Annotated in this window: 13 protein-coding genes; 3 read left to right on the top strand and 10 right to left on the bottom strand. The window is 67.1% G+C overall.

The features are described 5' to 3' along the window. Positions 1-26: 26 nt before the first annotated feature. Positions 27-815, bottom strand: a complete 789-nt coding sequence (trpA, locus tag SB816_RS10450; RefSeq protein ID WP_144657927.1) for a tryptophan synthase subunit alpha — start codon at positions 813-815, stop codon at positions 27-29. Next, complete coding sequence (trpB, locus tag SB816_RS10445) at positions 812-2,020, bottom strand: tryptophan synthase subunit beta (protein ID WP_410546909.1); 1,209 nt, start codon at positions 2,018-2,020, stop codon at positions 812-814. The genes trpA and trpB overlap by 4 nt, the downstream gene beginning before the upstream one ends. 122 nt (positions 2,021-2,142) lie before the next feature. Between trpB and SB816_RS10440 the strand changes: the two genes are divergently transcribed. Next, on the top strand, positions 2,143-3,000 hold the full coding sequence (locus SB816_RS10440) for a LysR substrate-binding domain-containing protein (protein ID WP_410546908.1): 858 nt from the start codon (positions 2,143-2,145) through the stop codon (positions 2,998-3,000). A 123-nt stretch (positions 3,001-3,123) separates the two neighbouring features. Beyond that, complete coding sequence (locus tag SB816_RS10435) at positions 3,124-4,644, top strand: flagellin (protein WP_205760210.1); 1,521 nt, start codon at positions 3,124-3,126, stop codon at positions 4,642-4,644. Positions 4,645-4,701: 57 nt separating this feature from the next. On the opposite strand, the gene dld is transcribed toward SB816_RS10435, so the two are convergent. The 8 genes from dld to SB816_RS10395 form a co-directional block, all read right to left on the bottom strand. Further along, positions 4,702-6,393 (bottom strand): D-lactate dehydrogenase, encoded by a 1,692-nt coding sequence (gene dld / locus SB816_RS10430; RefSeq protein ID WP_410546907.1) that lies wholly within the window; start codon positions 6,391-6,393, stop codon positions 4,702-4,704. 119 nt (positions 6,394-6,512) lie between these two features. Further along, positions 6,513-7,970: a sulfatase-like hydrolase/transferase gene (locus tag SB816_RS10425; RefSeq protein ID WP_410546906.1), complete on the bottom strand. Its 1,458-nt coding sequence runs from the start codon at positions 7,968-7,970 to the stop codon at positions 6,513-6,515. Between the two features lie 26 nt (positions 7,971-7,996). Then, a complete protein-coding gene (locus SB816_RS10420; RefSeq protein ID WP_054502196.1) occupies positions 7,997-8,776 on the bottom strand; it encodes a GntR family transcriptional regulator in 780 nt (259 codons plus the stop codon). Then, entirely contained in the window at positions 8,773-10,383 is a 1,611-nt protein-coding gene (locus SB816_RS10415; protein WP_410546905.1) for a GMC family oxidoreductase, read from the bottom strand. The genes SB816_RS10420 and SB816_RS10415 overlap by 4 nt, the downstream gene beginning before the upstream one ends. 12 nt (positions 10,384-10,395) lie before the next feature. After that, positions 10,396-11,349: a PDR/VanB family oxidoreductase gene (locus SB816_RS10410; RefSeq protein WP_410546904.1), complete on the bottom strand. Its 954-nt coding sequence runs from the start codon at positions 11,347-11,349 to the stop codon at positions 10,396-10,398. Between the two features lie 17 nt (positions 11,350-11,366). Further along, positions 11,367-12,791: a Rieske 2Fe-2S domain-containing protein gene (locus SB816_RS10405; RefSeq protein ID WP_410546903.1), complete on the bottom strand. Its 1,425-nt coding sequence runs from the start codon at positions 12,789-12,791 to the stop codon at positions 11,367-11,369. Positions 12,792-12,818: 27 nt separating this feature from the next. Further along, on the bottom strand, positions 12,819-14,315 hold the full coding sequence (locus tag SB816_RS10400; RefSeq protein WP_269872370.1) for an NAD-dependent succinate-semialdehyde dehydrogenase: 1,497 nt from the start codon (positions 14,313-14,315) through the stop codon (positions 12,819-12,821). A 43-nt stretch (positions 14,316-14,358) separates the two neighbouring features. Continuing rightward, positions 14,359-15,615: an MFS transporter gene (locus tag SB816_RS10395; protein ID WP_254607586.1), complete on the bottom strand. Its 1,257-nt coding sequence runs from the start codon at positions 15,613-15,615 to the stop codon at positions 14,359-14,361. Between the two features lie 216 nt (positions 15,616-15,831). Between SB816_RS10395 and SB816_RS10390 the strand changes: the two genes are divergently transcribed. Further along, positions 15,832-16,185, top strand: a complete 354-nt coding sequence (locus SB816_RS10390) for a DUF202 domain-containing protein (RefSeq protein ID WP_410546902.1) — start codon at positions 15,832-15,834, stop codon at positions 16,183-16,185. Positions 16,186-16,212: the final 27 nt, after the last annotated feature.

The raw sequence follows: 16,212 nt of genomic DNA, 5'->3' as shown, positions 1-16,212 counted from the left end.
GAAACCGTCGGTGTCCCATCCAGCCATCACTCCCCTCTTGCCGCCGCCCCCAACCCGCGCACTTCCGCCAGCGCCGCCCCCACCCCGCCCGCCGCCAGCACCTCGACCAGCCGGGTCCCCACCGCCACCAGATCCGCATGGCGCCCGACCGCCTTCATTTGTTCGGCGGTGCGCACGCCGAAGCCCGCGGCAATCGGCAGGGAGGTCTTCGCCCGGATGCGTTCCAGCGCAGCGGCGATCACGGCGTCCGACGGCAGCGCCGCGCCCGTCGTGCCCGCCAGCATCACGTGGTACACGAAGCCGCTGGCGCCTTCCAGCACTTTCTCCAGGCGCGCTTCGGTCGTCGTCGGCGCGGTCATCTTGATGAGCGCAATGCCGTGGCGCCGCGCCAACCGCTCGATGCCGGCGGCGTGCTCGGGCGACAGGTCCACCACGATCAGCCCGTCGACGCCGGCCCAGGCCGCATCGGCCATGAAGCTGGCCGCCTCATAGCGCAGCAGCGGGTTCAGATAGCCCATCAGCACGACAGGCGTGCGCTCGTCCTCTTCGCGGAAGGCGGCGACCAGGTCGAGCGTGCGGCGCAGGGTCTGCCCCGCCTTCAGCGCGCGCGCATTGGCCTGTTGCAGCACGGGCCCGTCGGCGATCGGGTCGCTGAACGGCATGCCCAGTTCGATCACGTCTGCCCCGGCGGCGGGCAGGCCTTTCAGCAAGGCCAGGCAGTCATCGTAGGACGGATCGCCCGCCGTGAAATAGGCGGCCAGGCCCGGCCGGCCGGCGGCGCGCAACGCCGCCAGGGTCTGTTCGATACGGCTCATGCGGCCTCTCCGGTGAATTGCAGGACCGAATTCAGGTCCTTGTCGCCGCGTCCGCTCAGGCAGACCACCAGCGCCTGGTCGCGCTCCATGAGCGGGGCGAGTTTCCTGGCATAGGCCAAGGCATGGGCGCTTTCCAGCGCGGGGATGATGCCCTGCCGCCGCGTCAGCCACAGAAAGGCGTCGACCGCCTCGGCATCGGTGACCGATTCGTAGACGACCCGCCCGGTATCGTGCAGCAGGGCATGCTCCGGGCCGACGCCGGGGTAATCGAGACCGGCCGAAATCGAATGCGCGTTCTGGATCTGGCCGTCCGCGTCCTGCAGGAAGTAGCTGCGGCAGCCATGCAGGACGCCGGGGGAGCCTTCGCCGATGCTGGCGGCGTGCTCGGCGGTCTGCGTGCCGCGTCCGCCCGCCTCGATGCCGAACAGCCGCACGCCGGCATCGTTCAGGAAGGGATGGAAGAAGCCGATGGCGTTGGAGCCGCCGCCCACGCAGGCGACCATCGCGTCCGGCAGCCGCCCGGTCTTCGCGAGGATCTGCGCCCGCGTCTCCTCGCCGATGACTTTCTGCAGCTCCCGCACCAGCCAGGGATAGGGATGCGGCCCCGCGCCCGTCCCCAGCAGGTAGTAGGTGTCGTCCGGATGCGCGATCCAGTCGCGGATGGCGGCGTTCATTGCGTCCTTCAGCGTGGCGCTGCCGTCCGGCACGGGCCGGACCTGCGCGCCCAGCATCTCCATGCGCGCCACATTGGAGGACTGCCGCGCCACGTCGACCTCGCCCATGTAGACCACGCATTCCAGGCCGAACAAGGCGCACACCGTGGCGGTGGCCACTCCGTGCTGCCCCGCGCCGGTCTCGGCGATGATGCGGCGCTTGCCCATGCGCCGGGCCAGCAGCGCCTGGCCCAGGCAATTGTTGATCTTGTGGGCGCCGGTGTGGTTCAGGTCCTCGCGCTTGAGGAAGACGCGCGCGCCGCCCAGTTCCTCGCTGATCGCCTCGGCATGCAGCAGCGGACTCGGGCGTCCGACGTAGTCGGCCAGCATGGCGCGGTACTCGGCCCAGAACGCAGGGTCCTCGCGAACCGCGCGGAAGGTGTGTTCCAGCGCATCGAGCGCCGGGGCCAGCGTCTCGGGCATGTAGCGGCCGCCATAACGGCCGAACTGCCCGGCGGCATCGGGATATTCAGGATGTGGGATAAAAGACATGATTTCAGGCCTTCGGGAACATGTCCGCCATGGTATCTAGGCGAAATGCTCAGATAAATCATAGATTTCTTGCTCATCGATATCAGATTTTCTAATATCCAAGCATGAGAAACCTGCCTCCCATGAATTCGCTGCGCGTCTTCGACAGCGCCGCCCGCCACCTGAACCTGTCGCTCGCCGCGCAAGAGCTCGGCGTGTCGCACAGCGCGGTCAGCCAGCAGGTCCGGCAACTCGAGACCTGGCTCGGCGGCAAGCTGTTCGAGCGGCATTCCGACGGCGTGCGGCTGACCGCGGCGGGCCAGGACCTGCAACGCGTCTGCCTGCCGGCGTTCGACATGCTCGAGCAGCGCCTGGCCGAACTGCTCGGCCGCGCCACCTCGGCGGAGGTGGTCGTCGGCGCGCCTGCCAGCCTGCTGTCCAACTGGATCATCCCCCGGCTCGAGGATTTCGAACGCGCCCATCCCGGCGTCCAGGTGCGGCTGCAGACGGCGGCCGACATCGCATTGCTGGAACGGCGCGTGGTCGATGTGCTGATCGTGGCCGACGAACACCGGTCGCCGGACATCGAGGCGGTGCCGCTGTTCCGGGAGAGCATCGGACCCGTCTGCGCGCCGGCGTTGGCCGGGCGGATCCGGCGGCCGGCCGACGTGCTGGGCTCCCCGTTGCTGCATGCCGCGGCGCGCCCCGCCGCCTGGGAGCACTGGGCGCAGGCCCACGGCGTGACGCTGAACGCGCAACAGCCCCGGCGCCAGTTCGACCAGCTCGGCCATCTGCTCGAGGCTGCGGTAGCCGGCCTGGGCATCGGCATCGCGCCGCGGGAACTGGCGCAGGCCGACATCCGGGCCGGCCGGCTGGCCGCCCCGCTCGGGTTCCAGGATACCGGCGGCCGGTTCAGCCTGTACGCCCGCACCGATGCCCGGGAAGTCGTTGCCGACTTCAGGCGCTGGCTGAAGGCGCAGGCGCTGTCCGACGCTCCCTGAGCCGCGCTCCATAGGACGAATCTGGGATTCGCGCGCGCGGCGAGACGGCCGGCGGGGGATCGGCTTAGCATTTTTGATCGGCCCGCGGCCTCGCCGGCGGGCAATCTTGCATTGGAGAACAACATGCCCTCGATCAGAAGCCAGTCCCTGTCGCTGCGGGCTCGCACCAATCTGGGCAAATCGGAGGCCGCGCAAGGCGTGGCCATCGAGCGGCTGTCATCCGGCCAGCGCATCAATCACGCGGCGGATGACGCCGCCGGCGAAGCCATCGCCAACCACTTCACTGCGCAGATCCGCGGCCAGCGCCAGGCGGCGCGCAACGCCAACGACGGTATCTCGCTGGCGCAGACCATCGAGGGCGCGCTGGGCGAGATGGATCGCAGCCTGCATCGCATCCGCGAACTCTCGGTGCAGGCGCAGAATTCCACCAACTCGCTCAGCGACCTCGAATCCATCCAGGCCGAGATCGACCAGCAACTGGGCGAAATCGAGCGGATATCGCACCAGACCCGTTTCAACAACCTGGACGTGCTGGCGCGGGACGCCGGCATCTCGATCCAGGTCGGCGCGCATGATGGCGAGACCATCGACCTCAATACAAAGCTCGTCAATACCAGGACGCTGAACCTGGACGGGATCGACGTGGTGCGCGATCCACGGCTGGGCGGCGCCACCGACAAAACCATGCTGGACATCGCCGCGCCGCCAGGCCCCGCCGTCGCGGCTCCCGGCCCGGCGGCTCCCCCGCCCGCCACCACCCCGGCAACGCTGGCCATCAGGGACGGAGGCAGAACCTTCACCATGTTCCAGGCATTCCTCATCCAATATGACTTCAACGGCACCAGCAACTACGTGGTCCGAACGGTGGGTCCATTCGTGAATCCGCTGGGAGACTCCTACCGGGTCACGCTGCCGGCCCCCGTCGGCGGCGCCCTCGATATCGACGTCGCCGGCTTGACGCCCTTCGATGTGTCGAAACTCAGTGCGGCGGAACGCGCCCAAATAGCCGGCAGCACCGCCTACCTCGTCGGCCAGCAAGTCCCGGTGCCGGTGACGCCCCCACCCGCGACGGCCCCGGCGCCAACCACGCCTCCCGCCGCGGCCACGGCCGATTCGGTCAGCAAGGGCACGCCGATCAAGCTGTTCGACTTCCTCCAGCGCCTCGCGCCCGTGCCCGTCACCGCCGACGGCCGGCCTTTGTTCGACCACGACAGCAAAGTGCACTACCTCACCGACGCCAGCGGCAACGCCAATGGCGACTATGTCATCAGCGGCAGCGACGGCAATTTCTACGACATCAGCATTTCGGCCACCGGGCAGGTGGAATTCAAGCCGAAGGACGCCCCGCCCACGGTCAACATGAAGGTCATGCCCATGAAGCGGGTGAGCAACGCGCTGGACCAGGTGGACGGCCTGCGCGGCGAACTGGGCGCGATGCAGAACCGCCTGGGTTCGGTCATCACCAACCTGAACCACACCGCCGGCATCCTCAGCCAGGCCCGCAGCCGCATCGAGGACGCGGACTACGCCATCGAAACCTCCAACCTGACCCGGCAACAGATCCTGCAGCAGGCCAGCAAGGTGGCGCTGACGCAGGCCAACCAACTGGCGCAGAACGTGTTGGCGTTGCTGCAGGAGGATTGAGGCGTCATTGGCGCAGGTGCGAACGCGCGCGGCGAGGCGATGCGCGGCTTTGGTGTCTCACGCCCAGTTCTTGCGCTTCGAAAGCTGCCCGACTCCTGGGTTGAACTGATTGCAGGGATCCAGGGCGCGATAGAAATTGCGAAGCTCGGGGCCGGCGCGATACAGATGCCCCACGTTGTGTTCGGCCGGATACTGCGCGCCGCGCGCGTCCAGCAGCTTCCACATGCGGTGCTCCAGCTCCAGGCAATCCACGCCCTTCTTCACGATGTAGTCCTGGTGAAAGACGTGGCAGAGAAAGTGCCCGTAATAGAGCTTGGCCACCATGACGGTCTCCATATCCTCGGGCAGAACTTCCAGCCAGTCCCGTTCGTTGCGCTTCAGGGCGATATCCAGCGCGACGATATCCTCGACCGCGTCCGGATGCATGGCGCGGTAGCGCACGGCGGCGCCGGCCGCGGCGAATCGCAGCAGGAACGCGGCCGCGCCTTCTTCCGGAGAACACAGGAAGTAGGCGCCCGTGGCCTTCTTGAAATGGGAGTCCAGAAAAGCCTGAAGCGGCTCCGTCAGCTTTCTGGACACCTTGATCATCAGGTGGTGCTCATACCGGGCGCGAAAGTCGCGCAGGCGGGCGGGCAGGTGGTCGCCACAGCGTGCGCTGAAGAACTGCAGGAGCCGGTCACTCATGTTCCTGGGAAGAAACGAGAACCTCGCGCAGAAATTGTCCACGCGCGCTTTCAAGGCGAAAAAGGCGGGAAGCCTTGCGGTGCCCAGCCTGCGGATGGCCAGGAAAGTGTCCTTGCCGTAGACGTCGGCGATATCGAACGCATTCCTGTGCATGTATTCCCCCGCGATGGGCAATGCCGGCAGGGCCGTCAGAAGGTATCGTCGAATATCCGTCAGTTCCGCGGGATCGTTCGTCCCGATATAGAAAACGTCGGTCTGCGTCTCCGCCGGAAACGTGTCCAGGCGCACGGCAAAGAGAATCAGCTTTCCGGCACTGCCTGACGCCTCGAACAGCCGCTTCGGATCCGCATTGAATCGCGCGGGCGAATCCGCATCGACATCGCGCACGTGCCGCGCATAATCCTGGTCCGACCCGCGCCCGCCGTCGTGGATATCGGCAGGCCGGTAAGTGCCGTCATCCAGGCGCCGCAGGATATCCTCGGGGGATTGCCCCAACGAGATGCCCAGATGGTTGACCAGGGACAGTTTGCCGTCCTGCCCCAATTGCGCAAACACCGCCATCTCGGTGAAAGCGGGCCCCCGCTGGACCAATGATCCACCGGAGTTGTTGCAGATCCCGCCGAACACCGACGCGCCAATGCATGACGACCCGATGACGGAGTGCGGCTCCCGTCCCAGCGGCTTGAGCGCCTTCTCCAGTTGATCCAGGGTAGCGCCGGGAAAGCAGATCACCTGACGCCCATCGCGGATCAACTGGATTTTCTTCATGCGCAGCGTGCTGATGATCACGATCTCCCGATCGTAGTCATTGCCGTCGGGCGTTGATCCCCCGGTCAAGCCGGTATTGGCCGCCTGCATGATCACGATCTTGTCATGCGCCACGCAAGCCTGGACCAGGCGCCATTGCTCCAGAAGACTGCCCGGCCGCGCAACCGCGATCGCCGATCCGAAGCCGAAGCGAAACCCGGTCCGGAACCGTTGGGTATGCCGTGGATCGGTCAAGACATGGTCCGCGCCGACAATGCCGCGCAGTTCGTCCAGCAGACGCTGGTTATCAGGATTCATGCGGTCCTCGGAAAGAAACGGATTGGAAACCGCGCGCGGCCCAAACCCTCAGGGCCGCCGACACGGGGCACGCCAAATGCAGGCCGGGCGTCCTCGCGGATGCCCCGCCCCCCGCCACGTCAGTCGAACGCCAGGGCCGAACCCGGCACCGGTGTGAAACCGAGATCGCCGCGGGCGATCACCGCTTCGCGCCCGCCGTTCTCGCGCAGCAACGTCTGCTGGCGCGCCTTGGCCTGGCGGTCGACCGCCTGCGGGTCACAGATCAGATGCAACTGCCGGCGGCAGGCCTGCAGGGCGTCGGCATGGCGCGGATCCGCGGCCAGGTCCTGCAGTTCTTCCGGATCGGCTTCCAGGTCGAACAACTGCGCAGGATAGCCGACGTATTCGATGTATTTGTACTTGCCGTGGCGAATCATGAAGGCCCCGGTGGTCGAACCCATGCCGTGGTATTCCACCAGCACGTTGCGCCGCGGCGTCTCGCCCCGGGCGATATCGAACAGCGAATGGCCGGGATAGCCTTCGCGCAAGGCCGGCTCGGTGTTGCCGACGGCGTCCAGCACGGTCGGATAGGCGTCGATATGCGTGACGGGCACGTCGACCACCCGTCCGCGCGGAATGTCGTCGCCCGCCATGATCAGCGGCACGCCCGCGGTTTCCTCGAACATGGTGGACTTGCCCCACAGGCCGCGCGCGCCCAGGTTGTCGCCGTGGTCGGAGGTGTACATCACGCGGGTGTCATCGGCCAGGCCGGCGTCCTCCAGCGCGTTGAGGATCTTGCCAATGTTCTCGTCCAGGAACGAGCACAGGCCATAATAGCCGGCGACGGCGCGCTTGACGGCGTCGCCCTCGAAATAATCGTCGTAGTTGAAGCTGTTGCGGTAGTCCACCAGATAGGGATGGTCCGGCCGCTCGCGCCTGTCGTACAGCTTGGGCAGCGGCAGGTTCTGGTTGAAATAGCGGTAATAGTGTTCCGGCGGCGCGGTCAGGGGGAAGTGCGGCGCCACCAGCGACACGAACAGCACCCACGGCTTGTCCGATTCGCGCCGCGCCGCCTCGCGCAGCCAGACCTGGGCGCGGGCCGTGATCTCACGGTCGTAGAAAGTGTATGAGCTTTCGCCGGGCCCCGCGAAGCGGGCCATCTTGTAGGCGCCCTTGCGCACCGGCAGTTCGCTGCGGACCAGGCCCATCAGATCGCCCTTGCCCTCGATGATGTGCATGGGGATGATCTCTTCCGAGAACCCGTGGTCCTCGCCGGGTTGGCGGAAGTGGAGCTTGCCGATCGAAACCACGTCGTGATCGCGTTCGCGCAACCGATGATGCCAACTGGGCACCGCGCCGTCGTAGGCGTCGGCGTTGTCCCAATAGCCGATCTGATGAATGTACTTGCCCACCGCGAACGAGGCCCGGGCGGGAATGCACACCGGGCTGGCGCAATAGGCCGAGCTGAACCGGGTGCCGCGCGCGGCCAGGGCATCGAGATGAGGGGTCTTGACGATCTCGCTGCCATAGCAGCCCAGGGCCTTGGGCGAGTGTTCGTCTGACATGATGATCAACAGGTTCTTCGGTTTCACGGTCATGGCTCTACTAGGTTGGATGGCTGATGTCAGCCGCTTGATAAATTCGAATCGGGGAACGCGAGATCGCGCGAGGTCGGGCCCAGGAAGAATTCCTGGTAGTACACGCACTGCCCGCGCCCGGACCGCGCCACGGCCTGCATGTAGATGCCGCGGTAGGGATATGGCACGCCGATGCGCTCGCAGGATTCCGCGTCGAAATCGGCCTGCTTCACCAGGTGGGTGATGTTGGTGATCGGCAACTTGAACTGCTGGATGATGACTTTCTTGAAGTTGGCGCCGTTGAGCTTGTCCATGGGCATGTCCCACAGGCGCTTGAGCAACTGGCGGTCGGCGTAGAAGCGGCTGGAAATGCGGAACTCATCGTTGACGATGATGATGCGGTCGAGCCGCATGACGTTGGCCTCGGTGCCCAGGTGGCGATTCCAGGGGCCCGCGCCGGTCACGGGCGCGCGCAGGATCGCCTGCGAGAAGATCGGCAGCACCGAGCCATCGTCGTCCAGGAAACGGCAATGCCAGGGATCCTCGATCTGGCGCGGCGCCTCGGCGATAAAGCTGCCCAGGCCGTGCATACGCACCACCAGCCCCTGCTCCACCAGGTCCCGCAATGCCCGTTGCACCGTGCCGAGGCTGAACGGCGTGAGCTGCGCCAGTTCCTCCTCGGCCGGCAATTGGTCGCCCGGCTGCCAGATGCCGCGCCGGACAGCGTCGATCAACACCTCCACCAGCCGCTGGTACTTGGGCCGGCGGGTCGGATCGGGGGCATGCAACGTCTCGAAGATTTCCAGACGACGTTCCAAGGTACTCATGAGATTTTCTCCCTGTCTTGCATGATCATGTCGGCGCCTTTCTCGCCGATCACGATGCTACCAGCGTTGGTATTGCCGGAAAGCAGCAGGGGCATGATCGAGGCGTCGACCACGCGCAGCCGGTCCACCCCGCGGACCCGCAGCCGGGTATCGACCACGGACTCGGCGTCGGCGCCCATGCGGCAGGTGCCCACGGGGTGGAAGATGGTGGTGGCGTACCCACGGATGAAACGCAGGACTTCATCGTCCGACTCGACGTTGAAGCCGGGGCGGTATTCGTCGGCCACGTACGGCGCCAGCGAACGGGTGCGCACCAGTTGCCGCGCCATCCGCACCCCTTCGATCATGGTGCGCCGGTCGAACTCGGTATCCAGGTAGTTGAAGCGCGCGCGCGGGGCGGCCAGCGGATCGGGCGAAGCCAGGTCGAGCCGGCCACGGCTGGTCGGCCGCAACTGGCACACCGACAGGGTGAAGCCGGAAAAATCATGCGGCCGGCCGGCCGTCATGTCGGCGCTGATGGTGCCAAAGTGAAATTGCACGTTGGGGGTCTGCTCGGTGTCGTTGGTGCGCGCGAACATGCCGCCCAACTGGATGCCGGCCGCCACCGGCCCGGCGCGTCGCAGGATCCACTGCAGGCCGATGCGGGCCGTGCCCCACCAGGTGCGCAGGGCATCGTTGGTGGTGATCGGCCGGGTGCAGCGGTACATCAGCCGCGATTGCAGGTGATCCTGCAGGTTCCGGCCGACCGAGGGCAGATGGTGCACCGGCGCAATGCCCAGGGACCGCAGCGCGTCGGCGTCGCCGATGCCCGACAGCATCAGCAATTGCGGCGACTGGATCGCGCCGGCGCTCAGCACCACCTCGCGCCGCGCGCGGACCTGGCAGGCCTGGCCCCCGCGCAGGTACGACACCCCCACGGCGCGGCGGCCCTCCAGGATCAGCCCGGTGGCGTGCGCATCGGATTGCACGCACAGGTTGGCGCCGGCGATGCCCGAACGCAGGTAGGCCTTGGCGGCCGAGCAGCGCAGGCCATTGCGGGTGGTCAACTGGAAATAGCCGGCGCCTTCCTGCCGCGCGCCGTTGAAATCGTCGGTGCGCGGCACGCCCAGCTCGTTGGCGCCGCCGATGATGGCTTCGATCAGCGGGTGGCGGCCGCGGATGTCGGACACCGCCAGCGGGCCGTCGCCGCCATGGCAGGCGTCGGCGCCGCGCTCGTTGGCCTCGGACCGCCTGAAGTACGGCAGGACGTCGTCCCAGCCCCAGCCGACGTTGCCCAGTGCCCGCCAGCGCTCGAAATCCTCTTTCTGGCCACGGATGTAGACCAGGCCATTGATCGAGCTGGACCCGCCCAAGGTGCGGCCGCGCGGGAGGTAGATCCTGCGGTTGTCGAGGTTGGGTTCAGGCTCGGATTCGAATTGCCAGTTCAGTTGCGGATTGAACATCGTCTTGCCATAACCGATGGGGATGTGGATCCACAGGTTGCGGTCCCGCGGACCGGCCTCCAGCAGCAGCACCGTGGTCTTGCGGTCCTGCGCCAGCCTGGCGGCCACGGCGCATCCGGCCGAGCCCGCGCCCACGACGATGTAGTCAAACTCCCTGGTCTCCACGTTCCCTTCCCCTCAGATGTCCAGTACCACGGCGCCCTCGCGGACACGCGCGCAGCAGATCAATACGCTGTCGGCGCGTTCTTCGTCGCTCAACAGGTAGTCGTTGTGTTCGATCAGGCCCGACAGGTAATGCAGCCGGCATTCGCCGCACAGCCCGGCCTCGCAGGATGAATTGCAGGCCACGCCGGCGCCGCGCAGGGCCTGCAGGATGGTCTGCCCCGGCGCCACCGGCACCGACCGCTCGCTGCGGCGCAGCGTCAGGCTGGCCGGCGCGCTGTCCGCCGCGGGCGGCGGCGCGGGCGCCAGGTCGGCGCCGAAATGCTCCGAATGCACCGCCTCGGCCGGCCAATGGGCGCAGGCCGCCTGCACCGCCCGCATGAAGCCGGGCGGGCCGCAGAAGTAAAGCTGGCCATCGTCCGGCCGCCGCGCCAGCAGTTGGCCGAGATCCAGCCCGTTGGCGGGGTTGCCGCCATCGTGGTGCAGGAAGACGCGGCCGCGCCACTGGTCGTCGGCCAGATAGCGGGCGAAGGCGGTGCGCTCGGGTGACTGCGTGCAGTAGTGCAGCGCGTACGGCCGGCCCAGCGCGCGCAGCCGTTCGGCCATCGCCAGCAACGGCGTGATGCCGATGCCGCCGGCCAGCAGCAGCGAATGGCCGGCGTCCTCCCGCAGCGGGAAGTAGTTGTGCACGCCCGCCACCTCCAGCAGATCGCCGGGCCGCACCTGCTCGTGCATGGCGCGCGAACCGCCGCGGCTGTCCGGCACGCGCAGCACGGCGATGCAATAGCGGTCAGTGCTGCCCGGCGCGTTGCACAGGGAATAGCGGCGGTTGACGCCGCCCGGGGTACGGATATCCAGGTGCGCGCCGGCCTCGAACGCAGGCAGCGGCGCGCCGCCCGGATCGACCAGGTCGAAGGCGTAGATGCCTTGCGCCTCATACCGGATCGCACTGACTCGCAGCTTCAGCATGGCTTTCTCCGCATCCTTCAGCCGGCGCTGGCCGCCCGGCCGGCGCGGTCGATGCCATCGAGCCGGGCGCGCACGTGCGCATCGCGCTGGTCGGCCGGCAGCGCGTCGGCCGACCGCATGATTTCCAGCACCTGTTTGCCGGCGGCGGCCAACTGCTTGCGGTCCGCCTGCTTGTCGGCCAGTTCGGGAATATCCAGCACCGAATCCTGGGCATAGATCGGCAGCGTCCTGCCCTGCTCCTGCAACTGCTGGTAGAGCGCGTAGGGCGGGGTCTTTTCCTGCACGGCGTTGCGCAACAGCTTGCGGCACAGGTACACGCCCACGTCCGAGACGCCGGGATGCTCGGCGCCGTGCGCGGCGATGCGGCCCTGGCTGACGATGGCCTCCCAGTCGCCCGGCGCGCGCTGGCCTTCGTCGTAGCTGCGGTTGCCGGTCTGCCCTTCCAGGAAGTCGATCTTGTCGACGCCGCAGTCCGCTTCGTTGCCCAGGCCGTCCGGGTCGACGGTGCTGTTGAAGTGGCGATAGCCGAAGATGATCATGTTCTCGTCGTCGACCGGCACGCTCCAGCGGGTGCAGCCGGCGGTGCCATGGCGCTCGCGCGCGGCGGTCGGCAGCAGCGAGCCGATCTGCAGGTAGTTGGGGAACACCATTTCGGTGATGCGCACCCAGATCCTGTCGCCGGGCAGGCGGCGCGAGGCGATGAACACGCAGCCATTGCCGTCGCGCGTGGCTTCCCATTGCATGACCGGCATGTCGCCGAAGCCTTCCAGCGACACGCCTGCCGAGGTCGCCGCATCCACGCCCTCGACCACCATGTGGTTGTGCAGCACGGCGGTATGCATGTGGTCCATGATGTTCTCGTACACCTGCAGCCAGTTGCACGGGTAGATATTCGAGAACGGCACCAGCCGGGTATCGGCGGGCAGACTGTAGGTATCGAATTCCGGGAACGGCGGCGCCTGGCCCGGCCCCATGTAGGCGAAGACCAGCCCGTCGCGCTCGAACGCGGGATAGGCGCCCTGGCACACGGTTTCCTTCAGGCGCGTGGCATCCGGTTCGCAGGGCGCGTCCAGCAGCGTGCCGTCCACGCCGTAGTGCCACCCGTGATAACAGCAGCGGATGCCATGCTCGGCGATGATGCCGAATTCCAGCGAGGCGCCACGGTGCGCGCACTGGCGGTGCATGACGCCAACGTCGCCGCTCTTGTCGCGGAACGCCACCAGGTCCTCGCCCATGATGCGGATGGCCTTGGGCACGTCCGTCAGTTCCTGCGACAGGCACACCGGCTGCCAGTAGCGGCGCATGTATTCGCCCATCGGCGTGCCGGGATTGCTGCTGGTCAGCTCCAGGTCCGGGCCGGGGCGGTTGCGTTGCTGGTAGCCGGAGAACCGCAACGGATGCTCGTTGCGGGTCGGGCGCACGGAACTCGTGGCTTGTGTCATGTCTTGTCTCCTGATGATGGGAATGGATCAAACTCGCAGATTCGATTGGCTGACGAAGCGGATCTGCTGATATGCGTCCAGGCCTTCCGGCCCGCCTTCGTAGCCCAGCCCGCTGTCCTTGACGCCGCCGACCGGCGCATCGGCCAGCGAGGGCGTGAAGTTGTTGATGCCGATCCACGCCGCGTCGATGTCCTCGGCAAAGGTGGCGGCGCGTTGCAGGTCGTTGGTGAACAGATAGGCCGCCAGCCCGTACTCGACGGCATTGGCGCGCGTGATGGCGGCGTCCAGGTCGCCGAAGGACAGGATCGGCGCCACCGGGCAGAACGGTTCCTCGCGCAGGATGCGGGCGCTGGCGGGCACGTCGGTCAGCACCGTCGGCGGGAAGAAGTAGCCCGCGCCCGCCTGGCGGGCCCCGCCCAGCCTGACCTGGGCGCCGCGCCGCCGCGCATCGTCCACCAGTTCGGTCGCCGCGGCCAGGCGCCGCTCGTTGTTCAGCGGCCCCATGCGCACCCCTTGCGCCAGGCCATCGCCGACCTGCAACTGGCTGGCGTATTCGACAAAATGCGCGACGAAGGGCTCGTACAGGCTGTCCTGCACGAAGAAGCGGCTGGGCGACAGGCACACCTGGCCGCTGTTGCGGTACTTGAACGCCACGCACGCGTGCGCGGTGCGGGCGACGTCGACATCGTCGCAGACGATCACCGGCGCGTGGCCGCCCAGCTCCATGGTGCACGGCTTGAGATGGCGCGAGGCCAGCATGGCCAGCAAGCGCCCCACCGGCACCGAGCCGGTGAACGAGACCTTGCGGATCACGGGCGAGGCGATCAGGCGCTCGGAAATCTGCGCCGGCTTGCCATACAGCAGGCCGATCGCGCCAGCCGGCACGCCCGCGTCCAGAAACGCCCGCACCAGCAGCATGCCGATGGCGGGGGTCTCCTCGGGCGCCTTTAGCACCACGGTGCAGCCCGCCGCCAGCGCCGCCGCCACTTTGCGCGCGGCCAGGAACGCCGGGAAATTCCACGGCACGAAGGCCGCCACCGGCCCGATCGGACGCTTGACGGTGGTCTGCGTCAGCAGCGCCGAGCGCGGCGGCAGTTGCCGGCCGTAGGCACGCTTGCATTCCTCCGCGCAGTAGACGATGCCCTCGATCACCCGGCTCAGCTCGCCGTCCGCATCGGCCAGCGGCTTGCCATTTTCCAGCGTCAGGACCACTGCCAGCTCGCCGCGCCGCTGGTCGATCAACTGCGCCGCGCGCATCAGGATCGCCGCCCGATCCCAGGCGCTGGTGCGCGACCAGGTGGCGAACGCGGCGTCGGCGTGGCGCAGCGCGTCGTCGATGTCCTCGTCCGTGGCCACCGGCAGCCTGCCCAGCTCGGCGCCGCTGGCGGGATTGCGCACCGCCAGCGTTTCGCGCCCCGGCGCGCCGCGCCACTGTCCGCCCACGCAAAGGGCGAGGTCGCGGGGATAGGCCGCCGCGTCCTGGCTCGCGACCGCCGCGGTGGGCTCGTGTTTCGTTTGCTTCATGGCTTGTGACTCATCGTGGTTCTAGAAGGGGGAAGAAGATCCGTCATGACAACCGCCGCGCGCCTCCCGGCATGGTTCCTGCGACGGCGCCCGGTACGGCGGTCATGCGGGCCTGCATGCGCCGGCGGCTGGCCTGCGGATTGATGAACAGCACGCCGACGAGACTCACGCCGATGGCCAGCACCGCGGATACCAGGAAGCCCTGTTCATAGCCGGCCGCGACGGTGTTGCCGCTGCCGATGAAACGGCCCATCAAGGCCGGCGCCACCAGGCCGCCGGTGGTTGCCAGCGCGCTGCTGATCGACATCGCGGCCGAGCGCTGCGAATCGAAGGAGATCTCGGCGACGATCGCCGAACTCAGCACGAAGGTCAGTTGCGGCAGGTTGCAGCCCAGCGCCAGCAGCAGCACGCGCAGCGTGGGGTGTTCGGCCACATACAGCGACAGCAGGATGCAGGCCCCGCCCAGCAGCACGAACGCACAGCTAAGCCAGCCGCGAGCGTAGATCGACGCGATGCCGCGCTTGAGCATGCGCTGCGACAGCCACGATCCAACCAGCACCAGCGGAATATTGATGCCGGTGAAGATCATGAACATCCAGCCGGTTTCCTGCGTGGAGTAGCCCAGCGCCTTGCTCATGTAGGCCGGGATCCAGGTGAACATCACCGAGAAGATCCAGTACGTGGTCCAGTACAGCAGCATGTTGGCCAGGAAGGTGCGATCCGTGAGCAGCACCCAGTACGGCACGCGCGCTTGCGTTGCGTCGGCGCTGGCACTGGCGTTGCGGACCTGCCCGTCGCCGCCGAACAGCAGCCACAGCACCATCCAGACGATGCTCAGGATGCCCAGCAGCAGGAACGCCGCGTGCCAGCTATGGTTGAGCATGATGTAGGTGAGCACCGGCCCGGAAATCAGCAGACCGACCGTCACGCCCTGGAAGATGACCGACGACGGCACATTGCGCTGGTCGTCGCTGAACCAGGTGTAACAGGAGTGCAGCGCCAGCGGATACGCCGGCCCCTCGCCAATGCCCAGCAGGATGCGCGAGAAATACAGCAACGGCACCGAGGCGAAGAACGCCAGCGGCATTTGCGACACCCCCCAGATGCCGGCCAGCACCACCAGCACGACCTTGGACGACACCCGGTTGGCCAGGAAGCCGAAACCGATCGCCGACACCGAAAAGAACAGGAAGAAGCTGCTGGCGATCATGCCGAACTGCGCTGGCTCGATGCTCAGCTCCTGCATCAGCGGCACGGCCACGATGCCGAGAATCGCCTTGTCCATGAAATTGATGACCATGAACAGAGCCAGAAGCGCTGTCACGACCCACCCCCGTACATTCACCTGCGCTGGTGCTGCTGTTGCCATGTCTCGCCCCTTGTTTTTCGAGATCCGCCGCGTTGACGCCGCGCCGTGTCAAAACTATAGTCCTATATAGTTCTTAAGTTCAATCCTCAGACTCACTAGGACTAACCCTAGTCCGACCGATCACGCTTCTTTTCGAGCCCCAAGCCCATGCAACGTCCCCACTGGCGCCATCACGGCAGCGACCCCGACTACCGTTATTCCCTGGCCAACGAACGCACTTTCCTGGCCTGGATCCGCTCGGCGCTGGCGCTGCTGGCGGCCGGCCTGCTGCTCGACCAACCCGGCATGGCGGGCGACCCGATCGTGCGCACGGGGCTCGCGCTCGGCCTGTGCCTGCTCGCGGTGCTGGCCTGCGCCAGCGCCTATCTGCGCTGGCGCGGCAATGAAATCGCCATGCGCCATGCCGCCGCGCTGCCGCACAGCCCTGCCCTGGCGCTGCTGTGCCTGGCCATGCTTGCCATCGGCGCGGGCGTGTGCTGGCTGCTGCTCAGCCACGCTTGATCCTCATCCTGTTAACCGGCCGGCGAT

It is taken from the genome of Achromobacter sp. SIMBA_011 (assembly GCF_046535435.1).
Taxonomy (GTDB): domain Bacteria; phylum Pseudomonadota; class Gammaproteobacteria; order Burkholderiales; family Burkholderiaceae_B; genus Achromobacter; species Achromobacter dolens.
Note: the sequence above shows the minus strand (reverse complement) of the source record. Positions and strands in the feature narration are given on the sequence as shown.

Excerpts from the sequence above, each read along its gene's own strand:
- trpB (WP_410546909.1), bottom strand. The coding sequence starts at position 2,020 with ATGTCTTTTATCCCACATCCTGAATATCCCGATGCCGCCGGGCAGTTC.
- SB816_RS10410 (WP_410546904.1), bottom strand. The coding sequence starts at position 11,349 with ATGCTGAAGCTGCGAGTCAGTGCGATCCGGTATGAGGCGCAAGGCATC.
- SB816_RS10400 (WP_269872370.1), bottom strand. The coding sequence starts at position 14,315 with ATGAAGCAAACGAAACACGAGCCCACCGCGGCGGTCGCGAGCCAGGAC.
- SB816_RS10390 (WP_410546902.1), top strand. The coding sequence starts at position 15,832 with ATGCAACGTCCCCACTGGCGCCATCACGGCAGCGACCCCGACTACCGT.
- SB816_RS10435 (WP_205760210.1), top strand. The coding sequence starts at position 3,124 with ATGCCCTCGATCAGAAGCCAGTCCCTGTCGCTGCGGGCTCGCACCAAT.
- trpA (WP_144657927.1), bottom strand. The coding sequence starts at position 815 with ATGAGCCGTATCGAACAGACCCTGGCGGCGTTGCGCGCCGCCGGCCGG.
- SB816_RS10425 (WP_410546906.1), bottom strand. The coding sequence starts at position 7,970 with ATGACCGTGAAACCGAAGAACCTGTTGATCATCATGTCAGACGAACAC.
- SB816_RS10405 (WP_410546903.1), bottom strand. The coding sequence starts at position 12,791 with ATGACACAAGCCACGAGTTCCGTGCGCCCGACCCGCAACGAGCATCCG.
- SB816_RS10395 (WP_254607586.1), bottom strand. The coding sequence starts at position 15,615 with ATGGTCATCAATTTCATGGACAAGGCGATTCTCGGCATCGTGGCCGTG.
- SB816_RS10420 (WP_054502196.1), bottom strand. The coding sequence starts at position 8,776 with ATGAGTACCTTGGAACGTCGTCTGGAAATCTTCGAGACGTTGCATGCC.
- dld (WP_410546907.1), bottom strand. The coding sequence starts at position 6,393 with ATGAATCCTGATAACCAGCGTCTGCTGGACGAACTGCGCGGCATTGTC.
- SB816_RS10440 (WP_410546908.1), top strand. The coding sequence starts at position 2,143 with ATGAATTCGCTGCGCGTCTTCGACAGCGCCGCCCGCCACCTGAACCTG.